Source organism: Streptomyces caniscabiei (assembly GCF_014930365.1).
Classification (GTDB): Bacteria; Actinomycetota; Actinomycetes; order Streptomycetales; family Streptomycetaceae; genus Streptomyces; species Streptomyces caniscabiei.
In genome coordinates this window covers 144,299-157,754 of record NZ_JABXWI010000013.1, presented here as the reverse complement: position 1 = coordinate 157,754, position 13,456 = coordinate 144,299, and the positions used below count along the sequence as shown (strand labels likewise).

At 71.4% G+C, this 13,456-nt stretch carries 12 protein-coding genes; 7 read left to right on the top strand and 5 right to left on the bottom strand.

Going from position 1 to position 13,456, the window contains the following annotated elements:
* Positions 1–2: 2 nt before the first annotated feature.
* Positions 3–542, bottom strand: coding sequence for a peptide deformylase (gene def, locus HW837_RS32955; RefSeq protein ID WP_193380880.1), 540 nt, complete (start codon positions 540–542; stop codon positions 3–5).
* A 152-nt stretch (positions 543–694) separates the two neighbouring features.
* Here def and HW837_RS32950 point away from each other — a divergent pair, with 152 nt between their 5' ends.
* From HW837_RS32950 to HW837_RS32920, 7 genes are all read left to right on the top strand, one after another.
* Complete coding sequence (locus tag HW837_RS32950; RefSeq protein WP_045562346.1) at positions 695–1,933, top strand: Mur ligase family protein; 1,239 nt, start codon at positions 695–697, stop codon at positions 1,931–1,933.
* A gap of 48 nt (positions 1,934–1,981) precedes the next feature.
* Complete coding sequence (locus HW837_RS32945) at positions 1,982–2,710, top strand: type 1 glutamine amidotransferase (protein WP_045562347.1); 729 nt, start codon at positions 1,982–1,984, stop codon at positions 2,708–2,710.
* A gap of 245 nt (positions 2,711–2,955) precedes the next feature.
* Positions 2,956–3,981 carry a 6-phosphofructokinase gene (locus tag HW837_RS32940; protein ID WP_045562348.1) on the top strand — a complete coding sequence of 342 codons (1,026 nt, stop codon included), beginning with the start codon at positions 2,956–2,958 and terminating at the stop codon, positions 3,979–3,981.
* Between the two features lie 151 nt (positions 3,982–4,132).
* Positions 4,133–5,077 carry a cytochrome c oxidase assembly protein gene (locus tag HW837_RS32935; RefSeq protein WP_193380879.1) on the top strand — a complete coding sequence of 315 codons (945 nt, stop codon included), beginning with the start codon at positions 4,133–4,135 and terminating at the stop codon, positions 5,075–5,077.
* Between the two features lie 207 nt (positions 5,078–5,284).
* A complete protein-coding gene (locus tag HW837_RS32930; protein WP_313895603.1) occupies positions 5,285–6,853 on the top strand; it encodes a DUF6777 domain-containing protein in 1,569 nt (522 codons plus the stop codon).
* A gap of 16 nt (positions 6,854–6,869) precedes the next feature.
* Entirely contained in the window at positions 6,870–8,918 is a 2,049-nt protein-coding gene (locus tag HW837_RS32925; RefSeq protein WP_193380878.1) for a serine/threonine-protein kinase, read from the top strand.
* A gap of 22 nt (positions 8,919–8,940) precedes the next feature.
* A complete protein-coding gene (locus HW837_RS32920; RefSeq protein WP_033529045.1) occupies positions 8,941–9,096 on the top strand; it encodes a hypothetical protein in 156 nt (51 codons plus the stop codon).
* A gap of 43 nt (positions 9,097–9,139) precedes the next feature.
* Here the strand turns inward: HW837_RS32920 and HW837_RS32915 are convergent, their stop codons facing one another.
* From HW837_RS32915 to HW837_RS32900, 4 genes are all read right to left on the bottom strand, one after another.
* Positions 9,140–10,360 (bottom strand): sensor histidine kinase, encoded by a 1,221-nt coding sequence (locus HW837_RS32915; RefSeq protein ID WP_045562426.1) that lies wholly within the window; start codon positions 10,358–10,360, stop codon positions 9,140–9,142.
* A gap of 102 nt (positions 10,361–10,462) precedes the next feature.
* Positions 10,463–12,208, bottom strand: coding sequence for a sodium/solute symporter (locus HW837_RS32910; RefSeq protein ID WP_045562351.1), 1,746 nt, complete (start codon positions 12,206–12,208; stop codon positions 10,463–10,465).
* A gap of 3 nt (positions 12,209–12,211) precedes the next feature.
* Positions 12,212–12,595, bottom strand: a complete 384-nt coding sequence (locus HW837_RS32905) for a hypothetical protein (protein ID WP_045562352.1) — start codon at positions 12,593–12,595, stop codon at positions 12,212–12,214.
* Positions 12,596–12,604: 9 nt separating this feature from the next.
* Positions 12,605–13,372: a LytR/AlgR family response regulator transcription factor gene (locus HW837_RS32900; RefSeq protein WP_045562353.1), complete on the bottom strand. Its 768-nt coding sequence runs from the start codon at positions 13,370–13,372 to the stop codon at positions 12,605–12,607.
* Between the last annotated feature and the right edge of the window lie 84 nt (positions 13,373–13,456).

The window sequence follows — 13,456 nt, the reverse complement described above, 5'->3', positions numbered from 1 at the left end:
ACTCACACCCCCCACGACGCCCGAGCGACCTTCCTCAGCACCCGGGAACGTCTCCACCCCGACAGCCGGTCCACATACACCCGGCCCTCAAGATGATCGCACTCGTGCTGCAGGCACCGCGCGAAGAACCCGCTCCCCCGCACCCGCACCCGGTCCCCGTCCACCGTGAACCCCTCCACGACGGCCTCGTCGTACCGCTCCACCCCCGCCTCCAGCCCCGGCAGCGACAGACACCCCTCGGGCCCCCGCAGCACGATCCCCTCCGTGGAGACCAGCCTCGGGTTCACCACATGGCCGAGATGACGCACCTCGTCGTCGTCCGGACAGTCGTACACGAACACCCGGAGCGCCCGGCCCACCTGGTTCGCGGCGAGCCCCACCCCCCGCGCGTCGTACATCGTCGCGAACATGTCCTCCACAAGCCGCACCAGTTCGGGCCCGAAGTCCGTCACCTCTTCACAGGGCGCCTGCAATACGGGGTCCCCGAGCAGTGTCATGGGGAGAACGCGCCCTCGGGCGCCGGGAATCGAGCCGCTTCGCATGGCCGCAAGGGTACGTTCGGACCCGATATCGCCGGTCCGGACAGGGCGACGGCCCGGTCGAGATTCGGGCGGGTGAGTGGATCTCGATAGGCTTTGGTCCACACGTAGCCGGGACTGGGCGCGGCGCTGTACGCAAGGAGGATCGAGAACTGATGGCAGGCAACTCGGACCCGCTCACGCCGCGGGCCAAGCTGGCCGTGACGGCGGGCAAAGCGGTCGCGGCGGCATCGCGTGCCGCGGGGCGCGGTAGCGGATCTGTGATCGGTGGCCGGGTGGCACTGAAACTCGACCCCGACCTCCTCGCCCGGCTCGCACAGAGCCTGGACGTCGTCCTGGTCTCGGCCACCAACGGCAAGACCACCACGACCCGGCTGATCGCCGAGGCACTCCGGGCCGCGGGCGAGGTCGTCTCGAACGCGCTCGGCGCCAATATGCCCGCGGGCATCACCTCGGCCCTCGCCGGGAACTCGGACGCCAAGTTCGCGGTGATCGAGGTCGACGAGAAGTACCTCGCCGGTGTCGCGCGGGACACCGACCCCAAGTGCATCGCGCTGCTCAACCTCTCCCGCGACCAGCTCGACCGTGCCGCCGAGACCCGCATGATGGCGGAGGCGTGGCGGGAGGGCCTGGCCGGCACCAAGGCCGTCGTCGTGGCCAACTGCGACGACCCGCTGATCGTGTGGGCGGCCTCGTCGTCGCCGAACGTGATCTGGGTCGCGGTCGGCCAGATGTGGAAGGACGACGCCTGGTCCTGCCCGTCCTGCGGCGGTGTGATGCAGCGCCCCGGCGACGACTGGTTCTGCGGCGAGTGCGGTTTCCGCCGCCCGACGCCGAGCTGGGCGCTCTCCGGCGACCACGTCCTGGACCCGCACGGTTCGGCCTGGCCGATCCATCTGCAGCTGCCGGGCCGCGCCAACAAGGCCAACGCCGCCTCCTCGGCCGCCACGGCCGCCGTCTTCGGGGTGCCGCCCCAGGTCGCCCTGGAACGCATGTACCAGGTGCAGGCGGTCGCCGGACGGTACGACGTGGTCCAGTTCATGCAGCGCGACCTGCGGCTGCTGCTCGCCAAGAACCCGGCGGGCTGGCTGGAGACGTTCTCCCTGATCGACCCGCCGCCGTCGCCGGTGATCCTCTCGGTGAACGCGCGCGGCGCCGACGGCACCGACACCTCCTGGCTCTGGGACGTGGACTACACCCGGCTCACCGGCCACCCGATCTTCGTGCTCGGCGACCGCAAGCTGGACCTCGCGGTGCGCCTGGAGGTGGCGAACCAGCACTTCCAGGTCTGCGACACCCTCGACCAGGCGGTGCAGATGTGCCCGCCGGGCCGGATCGAGGTCATCGCGAACTACACCGCGTTCCAGGACCTGCGCCGCCGCGTGGGCAACTGAGCACCCGGCCACGAACGACCATGAACGACTCTGAGGGGCACTGACTTCATGAGCGACAACAGTCTGCGGGTCGTCTGGGTCTACCCGGACCTGCTCAGCACCTACGGCGACCAGGGCAACGTCCTCGTCGTCGAGCGCCGGGCACGTCAGCGCGGCCTGGACGTGGCCCGGCTGGACGTGCGCAGCGACCAGCCGATCCCGACCTCCGGCGACATCTATCTGATCGGCGGCGGCGAGGACCGGCCGCAGCGGCTGGCGGCCGAGCGGCTGCGCCGCGACCGGCACCTGTACCAGGCGGTGAACAACGGCGCGATCGTCTTCGCGGTCTGCGCCGGCTACCAGATCCTCGGCCACGAGTTCGTCAACGACCTCGGCCAGCGCGAGCCCGGCCTCGGTCTGCTCGACGTGACGACGACCCGGGGCGAGGGCGAGCGGTGCGTCGGCGACGTCCTCGCGGACATCGACCCGCGCCTCGGGCTGCCGCAGCTGACCGGGTTCGAGAACCACCAGGGCGTCACCCACCTCGGCCCGACCGCCCGCCCGCTCGCGAACGTGCGGCTCGGCAAGGGCAACGGCACGGGCGACGGCACGGAGGGCGCGTACAACGACACCGTGTTCGGCACATACATGCACGGGCCGGTGCTGGCGCGGAACCCGCAGATCGCGGACCTGCTGCTGAAGCTGGCGCTGGACGTGAACGCGCTGCCGCCGACCGACGACCGCTGGTTCGAGGCGCTGCGCGACGAGCGGATCTCGGCGGCCCAACAGCCCGCGTAACGCGTCCGGCGGAGGGCCGGGGCCCTTGAGAAACGGTTCACCATGGCATGAGCGAAAGGCCCATCCGTAGCGCCTCTCGCTCACCTGTGAAAGCCCGTCTGACCAGGGCTCCGCTCACCTGTGCGGGGCCGTCCAGCAGGCGGACGCCCGCTACGGCCCCGCCCCCTGCCGCCGGTAGGGTGGCGGGGATTCCAGCCGGACAACGCAGTCCGGTCCCCGGCCCACGTCGAGAAGGTATTCGGGCTATGCGCATTGGTGTCCTCACGTCCGGCGGCGACTGTCCTGGACTGAACGCCGTCATCCGGTCCGTCGTGCACCGCGCCGTCGTCGACCACGGCGACGAGGTCATCGGCTTCCGGGACGGCTGGAAAGGTCTCCTGGACTGCGACTACCTCAAGCTCGACCTGGACGCCGTGGCGGGCATCCTGGCCCGCGGCGGCACGATCCTCGGCTCCTCCCGCGTCCAGCCCTCGCACCTGCGGGACGGGGTGGCACGGGCGAAGGAACACGTCGAGGAGCTCGGGCTCGACGCGATCATCCCCATCGGCGGCGAGGGCACGCTGAAGGCGGCCCGGCTGATGTCGGACAGCGGACTGCCGGTCGTCGGCGTGCCGAAGACCATCGACAACGACATCGCGGTCACCGACGTCACCTTCGGCTTCGACACGGCCGTCGGGGTCGCGACGGAGGCGCTGGACCGGCTGAAGACGACCGCCGAGTCCCACCAGCGCGTGCTGGTCGTGGAGGTCATGGGCCGCCACACCGGCTGGATCGCGCTCCACTCCGGCATGGCGGCCGGCGCGCACGCCATCGTCGTACCGGAACGGCCCTTCGACATCGACGAGCTGACCACGAAGGTCGCCGAGCGGTTCTCGGCGGGCAAGCGGTTCGCGATCGTCGTCGCCGCGGAGGGCGCCAAGCCGAAGGCCGGGTCGATGGATTTCGACGAGGGCGGCAAGGACATCTACGGGCACGAGCGGTTCGCGGGGATCGCGCGGCAGCTGTCGATCGAGCTGGAGCAGCGCCTCGGGAAGGAGGCGCGGCCGGTGATCCTCGGGCATGTGCAGCGCGGCGGTACGCCGACCGCGTACGACCGGGTGCTGGCGACCCGGTTCGGGTGGCACGCGGTGGAGGCCGTGCACCGGGGTGAGTTCGGGCACATGACCGCGCTGCGGGGGACCGACATCGTGATGGTGCCGCTGGCGGACGCGGTGGAGACGTTGAAGACGGTGCCGTCGGAGCGGTACGCCGAGGCGGAGTGCGTGCTCTAGTCGTACGGCGACAGCGGGTGGTTCGTGGCTGATCGCGCAGTTCCCCGCGCCCCTGGGTAGGTTGCACGACCCCCGAGCACAAGCGTGCCCGGCGACGGTTCTACCCTGGTGCGGACAACCTGCACAACCCCCACGAATCAGGAGCCGGCGGATGGATCACAGCGGGCACGGCGCGGGTCTTTTGCCCTTCACCCTGGGGCGAGGACTCGTCTGGTCCGCCGACCCGTTCTTCCTGATCGCCTGCCTCACGGCCCTCGCCCTCTACGGCTGGGGTGTCGTGCGCCTCGTGCGGCGGGGGGACAAGTGGCCCGTCGGGCGGACCGTCGCGTTCGTCGTCGGTGTGCTGCTCGTGATGCTGGTGACATGCACCGGGCTGAACGACTACGGCATGGTGATGTTCAGCGTGCACATGGTGCAGCACATGGTGATCAGCATGCTGGCGCCGATCGTGCTGCTGCTGGGGGCGCCGGTCACCATGGCGCTGCGGGCGCTGCCGGTGGCGGGAAAGGGGCGCACGGGGCCGCGGGAGCTGCTGCTGATGTTCCTGCACAGCTGGTACATGAAGATCGTCACGCATCCGGCGTTCACGATCCCGATGTTCATCGCGAGCCTCTACGGCCTGTACTTCACGCCGCTGTTCGACTTCCTGATGGGGTCGACGCCGGGGCACATCGTGATGATGACGCACTTCCTGCTGGTCGGGCTGTTCTTCTTCTGGCCGATCATGGGCGTGGACCCCGGCCCGCACCGCCCCGGCTATCTGATGCGGATGCTGGAGCTGTTCGCGGGCATGCCGTTCCACGCCTTCTTCGGCATCGCGCTGATGATGGCGTCCGCCCCGATGGTCAAGACGTACGAGAACCCGCCCGCCTCCCTCGGCATCGACGCGCTCGCCGACCAGAACGCGGCCGGCGGCATCGCCTGGGCCTTCAGCGAGATCCCCTCCGTGCTCGTCCTGCTGGCGCTGCTCTTCCAGTGGTACAACTCCGAGCAGCGGCAGGCCCGGCGCTCGGACCGTGCGGCCGACCGGGACGGCGACAAGGAGCTGGAGGCGTACAACGCCTACCTCGCCTCCCTCAATGCCCGTAGTCGCTGAGCCTCATTTCTTTTCCTTCCCCTTCTGTCCTCATTCTTTTCTTTGGCCACAGGACAGTGCCCCTTTTCTTTTCTCTTGACGGAAAGGCTTTGCCCTTCAGTAGCATGATGCGTGAGCCCCGCATACGCGTCGCGGGGTGACGGGGGAAAACCGCCGGGGGGAGCGGTCATGACAATTCGCGCGCGCTTGCGAACATGTTTTCTATTGGTGGGTCTACTGGTCCTCACCGGTTGTGGCGAGTCGACCCCGTCACTGCTCGCGGTGACGGCGGTGGCCGCGGGGGTACCGTCCCTCGCCCCCTTCTTCGACGAGGGCGAGCGGCTCGGCCGGGACCAGCCCGACCTGCGGTCCCCGCGACCGCACAGCGGCCTCCAGCAGGGCAGCACCCCCGGCCTGTACGGGGGCACACGGAAACCGAAGATCTGCGACGTGGGCAAGCTGGAGGATTTCCTCACGGCACCCGAGAACAAGAGAAAGGCTCAGGAATGGGCCCGGATCGTCGGCGTCGATGTCGACCGCATCCCGGATTATCTCGGCGACCTCACACCTGTTCTGCTGCGCCACGACACTCTCGTGAAGAACCACGACTACAAGAAGGGCCGTGGCGTCCCCTTCGACGCGCTGCTGGAAGCCGGTATCGCGGTATTGGTGGACGACCAGGGGCTGCCCGCCGTGAAGTGCAGCTGCGGAAATCCGCTGCGCTCGTTCACCGCGGACCCGGACCGCATCGAGGTGACGTTCAGCGACGGCAACAAGGAGTGGGAGAGCTACGACGAGGCCGCGGTGGTCGTCGTCAAGCCCGCGCCCGAGCAGTTGAAGGAGATCAAGCTCGTCGACGTCGAGGACCCGGACCGGGGCATCAGCCGGGACGTCGGCACCACGGGCGAGTCCGACACGACGTTCGACACGCGTGCGCGGCAAGCCGTGCCGAAGGTACGGGGGATGACCTTCGGTGAGGCGAGCGCGGCCATGGCGGAGCAGGGCCTGGCGGTGACGGTCGCCGGGGACGAGATGCCGCCGGGTGACGCGCCGGTGACCGGGTCGAGCCCCGGGCCGGGCACCGAGCTGGAGTTCGGCGCCGCGGTGGCCCTGGACGTGGAGTGGCCGGGCAAGGCTTCCGACAGCGGCACCGACGGTACGGACGGCACCGACACCGCTGGGTCCGGGTCGGGCTCGGACGGCGGGACGGGGCCGGCCGGCGGCTCCACGGGGACGGATCCAGGGCCTACGGAGCCCACGGACCCGGGCGGGTCGTCGACGGACGGGTCGGACTCGGGCGGGTCGCCGTCAGGCGGGTCGGGCTCGGACGGGCCCTCGTCAGGCGGGTCGGACTCGGGCGGGTCGGACTCGGGCGGGTCGGACTCGGGCGGGTCGGACTCGAGTGGATCCTCGTCCGGTGGGGCGCCGTCCGAGAGCAGTTCCGTGCCGACGGACCCGGGTACCACGCCCTCGGACGGTGGCTCCTCCCCGACGGACGGCGTGCCGTCGCCCACGGAGTCCACCGCTCCGCCGCCCACGGGAGGGACGTCCCTCACTCCCTCGCCCTCCCGGTCCTCCGAGCGCCCCTCGCCGGACCCCACCCCCACGTCCGCTCCCACCTCCTCCGTTCCCTCGACGCCGCCCAGCCCCACCAGGTCGACCGTGCCGCCGACCACCCCCGATCCCGATCCGACCGGTGATCCGCCCTCCGACGACCCGGGAGGTACCGGGGATCCGAGTGATGAGGGGACTCCGCGCGACCCCGTCGAGGAACCGGCCCAGCTCATGTGGATCTGAACCCTGGGAGTGACCGATGCAGTCAGGAGCACCGCATTCGGGGGTCGGCCGGGTCATCGCCGACCGCTACCTCCTGCTGAACCAGCTGGGCAGCGGCGGCATGGGCCATGTCTGGCTGGCGCACGACCGTCAGCTGGACTGCGAGGTGGCACTCAAGGAGATCGTGTTCCGGCATCCGGGCGAGGCGGAGCAGGACCGCGCCGCCCGCGTGGCCCGCGCCCGCGCGGAGGCCCGGCACGCCGCCGGACTGCGCGCCCACCCGAACGTGGTCACCGTGCACGACGTCCTGGAGCACGACGCGCTGCCGTGGATCGTCATGGAGTACGTGCCGGGCGCCCTCGACCTGAAGGCGCTGGTGGACCGGCGAGGCGCCCTCGCACCCGCCGAATGCGCCCGGATCGGGCTCGCGGTGCTGGACGCGCTGACCGCCGGACACGAACGCGGCATCATGCACCGGGACGTCAAGCCGGCCAACATCCTGCTCGCCCCGGACCGCACCGGATCGCCGTACGCCCGTGTCCTCCTCACCGACTACGGCATCTCCGTCCAGCCCGACACCCAGGAGACCCGGTACACCCGGACCCATTGCCTGGTCGGCACCGCCGGGTACCTGGCACCCGAGCGGGCGCAGGGCCGGCCGCCGACCGCCGCGTCCGACCTGTTCTCGCTGGGCTGCACGCTCTACCACGCCGTCGAGGGGTACGGGCCCTTCGACCGTGACGCGGAGATCGCGGCGCTCACCGCCGTGGTCCTGGAGGAACCCCGGCCCATGCTGCGGGCCGGCGCCCTGGAGCCGGTGCTGGCCGCCATGCTCACCAAGGATCCCGTGCGCCGGATCAGCGCCGCCGAGACCGAGGCGGCGCTCTCCGCGATCGTCATGCCCCAGGCCCACCCGCGCACCGCGCCCGACCTCGGCTCGCAACCGCAGTGGGCGAGCGAGCCCACGCACACGGCGGAGCCGGAACACCCCCTCATCCCGCCCGTCGCGCACGAGACACCGTGGTACGTACCGTCGGGCGGACACGGTGGTCACGCTGGACTCAGTGGTCACGCTGGACTCAGTGGTCACGGCGGGCCGGGAGGAGGGGAGGCGCGGGGGCGTGCGGACGGCTGGTCGCCCGCGGAGCCCCGGGCGGCCGGCGCCGGTGGAGACGGCTTCCCCCCTCCCCCACGGTCCACCGGGGGCGGCTCGGCGGTCGGCACCGGCGGACATCGCCGCCGGCATCGCAGCCGGGCCCTTCTCGCGGGCATGGCCACCACTCTCGGTCTCGCCCTGGTCGTCGGCGGAACCTGGTACGCCGTGGGCACCATGAAGGAGCTGACGGACGGCCTCGGCGGCGGCGCCGGCAGCACGGCCCTGCCGTACGGCGGCACCGTGGGCCTGACCGAGCCTCTGAAGGACGGCGACTGCGTCGACGCCACCTGGACCGGCACTCCGTTCACGGACGACGCCCGGCTGCGGATCGTGCCCGGGTGTGCGGGACCCTCGATGGACGGGCAGGTGATGGCCTCCTACGAGGTGTCGTCCGCCGAGGACGCCCGCGCGGGCGGAGCCGCCCAGTGCGAGCAGCTCACCCTGGAGGCCCGGGAGAAGCTCGTGGACGTCCGCGCCCATGCCGTGCTGCCGACCGACGACGGGTTCGACGCCGCCGGACACCGGGTCGCCTGTCTGCTGCTGGGTGAGCGCAGGCCGGTGTACGGGCCGATCGGGGAGTACCGGGCGGTGGGTGAGACGGTGATCGACGAAGCCGCCACCCTGCAGAAGCAGGACTGCCTCGACCGGATCTCCAGCAACAAGGTCCGGCTGGTCTCCTGTCAGGACCGCCATGACGAGAAGGTGCTCGGGTTCCATGAGATGAGCTCCGACACCACCTTCGGGAAAGCACAGAAGCGGGCGCGCGCCGCCTGCGAGACGAACCTGCCGCCGCAGCAGTACGGCTATGAGCCCGACCGGACCGGCTCCAATTTCTGGGTCAGCGAGGACGGCTGGAAAAAGGGGGCACATTTCGTCGTCTGCACTGTCATTTCCGCCAGTGGGGGCACCATGGAGGGAGAAGAAGCCTGAGGACCTGAGGAAGGGTGTTGCGATGCCCGGTTCGACGAAGGCCATGGGGGTGCTCACCGTCGGTGGGCTGGTCATGGTGACTGCCTATTCGGTGGCCCTCGGCAGCAACGGCTGGCTGTGGTTCGGCTGGGTCGTTCTGGGCCTGCTGACGCTGGGCATGGTGGCGTCGCGCACCTGAGACCACCGAGGGCTCACCCTCAGCGGCTCACCGAGGGTGACCCTCAGGTCCGGGGTATTCCCCCGTCCGGGTGTACGCCCGGCTGGTATTTCGGCAGCCGGGCGGTGATCTTCATGCCCGCGCCCACCGCGGTCTCGATGACCAGGCCGTGGTCGTCGCCGTACACCTGACGGAGCCGCTCGTCGACATTGCTGAGGCCGATGCCGCCCGAGGGGCTGGTCTCGCCGGCGAGGATGCGGCGGAGCACCTCGGGTTCCATGCCGACGCCGTCGTCCTCGATGACGACGAGGGCCTCGGCGCCGGCGTCCTGCGCGGTGATGCTGATGTGGCTCTTGCCCGCGGCGCTCGCGGACCGGCCTTCGAGGCCGTGCTTCACGGCGTTCTCCACAAGGGGCTGGAGGCAGAGGAAGGGCAGGGTGACCGGCAGGACCTCGGGGGCTATCTGGAGCGTGACCGAGAGCCGGTCGCCGAAGCGGGCCCGGACCAGCGCCAGGTAGTGGTCGATGGCGTGGAGTTCGTCGGCGAGGGTGGTGAAGTCGCCGTGTCTCCTGAACGAGTAGCGGGTGAAGTCGGCGAACTCCAGGAGCAGTTCGCGGGCGCGCTCGGGGTCGGTGCGGACGAACGAGGCGATCACCGCGAGCGAGTTGAAGATGAAATGCGGGGAGATCTGGGCGCGCAGGGCCTTGATCTCGGCCTCGATCAGGCGGGTGCGGGACTGGTCGAGATCGGCCAGCTCCAGCTGGACGGAGACCCAGCGGGCGACCTCCCCCGCCGCCCGGACGAGGACGGCCGACTCACGGGGCGCACAGGCGACGAGCGCCCCGTGGACGCGGTCGTCGACGGTGAGGGGGGCGACCACCGCCCAGCGCACCGGGCAGTCGAGGATGTCGCAGGTCAGCCGGAAGGCCTCGCCCCGGCCGGTCTCCAGCGGGCCCGCCAGGCGTCCCATGATCTCTGCGCGGTGGTGCTCGGCGACGCCCTCCCAGGCGAGGACCGACTCGTGGTCGGTGAGGCAGAGCGCGTCCGTGCCGAGCAGGGTGCGCAGCCGCTTGGCCGATCTTCGGGCCGTCTCCTCGGTGAGGCCCGCGCGCAGCGGGGGCGCGGCGAGGGTGGCGGTGTGCAGGGTCTGGAAGGTGGCGTGCTCGACGGGGGTGCCGAGCCCGCCGAGGCTGTTGCGCGGGTGCGCCGTGCGGCGGCCGAGCCAGAAGCCGGCCGCGAGCAGCGGGAGCACGGCCACGCAGAACCCGGCCAGGAAGCCGGTCACTTCACCGCTCATCATTCACCTCCTGCATGTGGTACACCGCTCACCGCTCGTGGGTTCCCTTGCGCCGGTCCGCACGCGGCCCCGGTCCGGTCGGCCCGGTCCTCACCGCCGCCACAGTTCGATCTCCTTGGTCGCCGCGCGGGTCCGGCCGCCGACGAGTTCCTCCGGGAGGTGGAAGCGGGCCAGGATCGCCGGTGTCTCGGGCGGGACCTTGCCGGGGGTGGCCAGGGACACCAGCACCATCGTGAGGAAGCCGAGCGGTACGGACCAGAGGGCGGGCCAGGCCAGCAGGGCGTGCAGGGTGCCGGTGCCGGGGTATCCGGCCATGGTCGCGGCGACCGCGAGGAGGGCCGCCCCGCCGCCGACGAGCATGCCCGCGGCCGCGCCCGGCGGGGTGAGGCGCCGCCACCAGATGCCGAGGACGAGCAGCGGGCAGAACGAGGAGGCCGAGACCGCGAAGGCGAGGCCGACGGCGTCGGCGACGGGCAGCCCGCCGACCAGGACGCTCGCCGCGAGCGGCACGGCCATGGCGAGGACCGTGCCGAGCCGGAAGTGCCGTACGCCCCGGGTGGGCAGCACGTCCTGGGTGAGCACGCCGGCGACCGCCACGGTCAGTCCGGAGGCGGTCGACAGGAACGCGGCGAAGGCGCCGCCCGCGACCAGCGCGCCGAGCAGGTCGCCGCCGAGGCCGCCGATCATCCGGTCCGGGAGCAGGAGGACGGCCGCGTCGGCGTCGCCGGTGAGGGTGAGGTCGGGGGCGTAGATCCGGCCGAGTGCCCCGTAGATCGGCGGCAGGAGGTAGAAGACGCCGATCATGCCGAGGACGACGACCGTGGTGCGGCGGGCGGCGACGCCGTCCGGGCTGGTGTAGAAGCGGACGACGACATGCGGCAGGCCCATGGTGCCGAGGAAGGTGGCGAGGATCAGCCCGTAGGTGGCGTACAGGGGCCGTTCCTCGCGGCCGGAGGCGAGCGAGGTGGACATGCCGCCGTTGGTGCCCCGGTCGGCGACGGGGACGCTGTCGCCCTCGGTGAAGGTCAGGCGGGTGCCCCTGTCGATGCGGTGGGTGCCGGTGGGCAGGTCCACGCGCCGGTCGTCGTAGCGGCGGCCGTCGATCGTGCCGGTGGCGGTGACGGTGAGGGGGCTGGCGAGTTTCAGGTCGAGGGTCTCGTCGACGCGGACGACGCGCTGTTCGCGGAAGGTCGCGGGCTCGTCGAAAGCGTGGCGCGCGGCGCCGTCGCCCTGCCAGGCGAGCACGAGGAAGAGGGCGGGGACGAGGAGGGCGGTGAGCTTGAGCCAGTACTGGAAGGCCTGGACGAAGGTGATGCTGCGCATGCCGCCGGCGGCGACCGTGGCGGAGACGACGACGGCGACGATGACGCCGCCGAGCCATTCGGGGGCGTCGGTCAGCACGCTCAACGTCAGTCCGGCGCCCTGGAGTTGGGGCAGCAGGTAGAGCCAGCCGACGCCCACGACGAAGGCCCCCGCGAGCCGTCGTACGGTCTTGGAGGCGAGCCGGGCCTCGGCGAAGTCGGGCAGCGTGTACGCGCCGGAGCGGCGCAGCGGGGCGGCGACGAAGAGCAGGAGGACGAGGTATCCGGCGGTGTAGCCGACCGGGTACCAGAGCATGTCGGGGCCCTGCACGAGGACGAGGCCGGCGATGCCGAGGAAGGAGGCGGCGGAGAGGTACTCGCCGCTGATGGCGGCCGCGTTGAGGCGGGGGCCGACGGTGCGGGAGGCGACGTAGAAGTCGGACGTGGTGCGGGAGATGCGCAGGCCGAAGGCGCCGACGAAGACGGTCGCCACGACGACGAGGGCGACCGCGGGGACGGCGTAGTTGTCGTTCATGCCTCAGCGGTCCTCGACGAGGCGGACGAGGTCCTGTTCGTTGCGCTCGGCGCGGCGCACGTGCCAGTACGCGAGGAGGACCAGCGGCGGGTAGACGCCGAAGCCGAGGAGGGCCCACTCCAGGCCGGCGCCGTCCGGCATCGCGGCGAAGACCAGCGGCAGCGGCCCGACCAGCAGGACCAGGACCGTGAACACGGCGAGCGCGGCGCGGAGTTGGCTGCGCATGAGGGAGCTGACGTAGGTGTGGCCGAGGGTGGTCTGTTCGTCGATCTCGGTGCGGGGGCGCTGGTGGCCGGACGGGCGCGGGGTGCGGCGGGGCACGCCGGTGACGACGACGCGGCGTTCGGCACGGCGTTCGGTGGAGCGTTCGGTGGGGTCGTTCGGCACGGCCGCTCCTCAGCCCGTGGTCCGGCGCATCAGCAGATCGCGCAGTTCGCGGGCGTGGCGGCGGCTGACCTGGAGTTCCACCGAGCCGACGAGGACGCTGACCGTGCCCGCGTCGAGGCGGAGTTCGCCGACGTGCCGCAGGGCGACGAGATGACGGCGGTGGATGCGGACGAACCCGCGGGCGCGCCAGCGCTCCTCCAGGGTCGACAGGGGGATGCGGACGAGGTGGCTGCCCTGCGGGGTGTGCAGTCGGGCGTAGTCGCCCTGGGCCTCGACGTGGGTGATGTCGTCGACGGCGACGAAGCGGGTCACCCCGCCGAGTTCGACGGGTATCTGGTCGGGGTCGGGTTCGTGGACGGGGATCGGCGGGGCCGGGGCCGTGGTCGCCTCGCGGAGCTGGGCGGCCCGGCGGATCGCCTCGGCGAGGCGTTCCCGGCGTACGGGTTTGAGGACGTAGTCGACGGCCTTGAGGTCGAAGGCCTGGACGGCGAAGCCCTCGTGCGCGGTGACGAAGACGACCAGCGGGGGCCGGGCGAAGCCGGTGAGGAGGCGCGCGAGGTCGAGGCCGTCGAGTCCGGCCATCTGGATGTCGAGGAAGACGACGTCGATCGCCTCGGGCCCGTCGGGGCCGGACTCCAGGGCGCGGTTGATCCGGCGCAGTGCCTCGGTGGCGTCGTTCGCGCCCTCGGCGCTGCCGACCCGTGGATCCGCGTTCAGCAGGTACAGCAGCTCCTCCAGGGAGGGTTTCTCGTCATCGACGGCGAGGGCGCGCAGCATGAACGTGGAGTGTAGGAGTAATTCGTACTCATGCACACGGGCGCGCGGCGGAGGCCTTCGCGTCGGGGGTCCCGGACGCCTCGC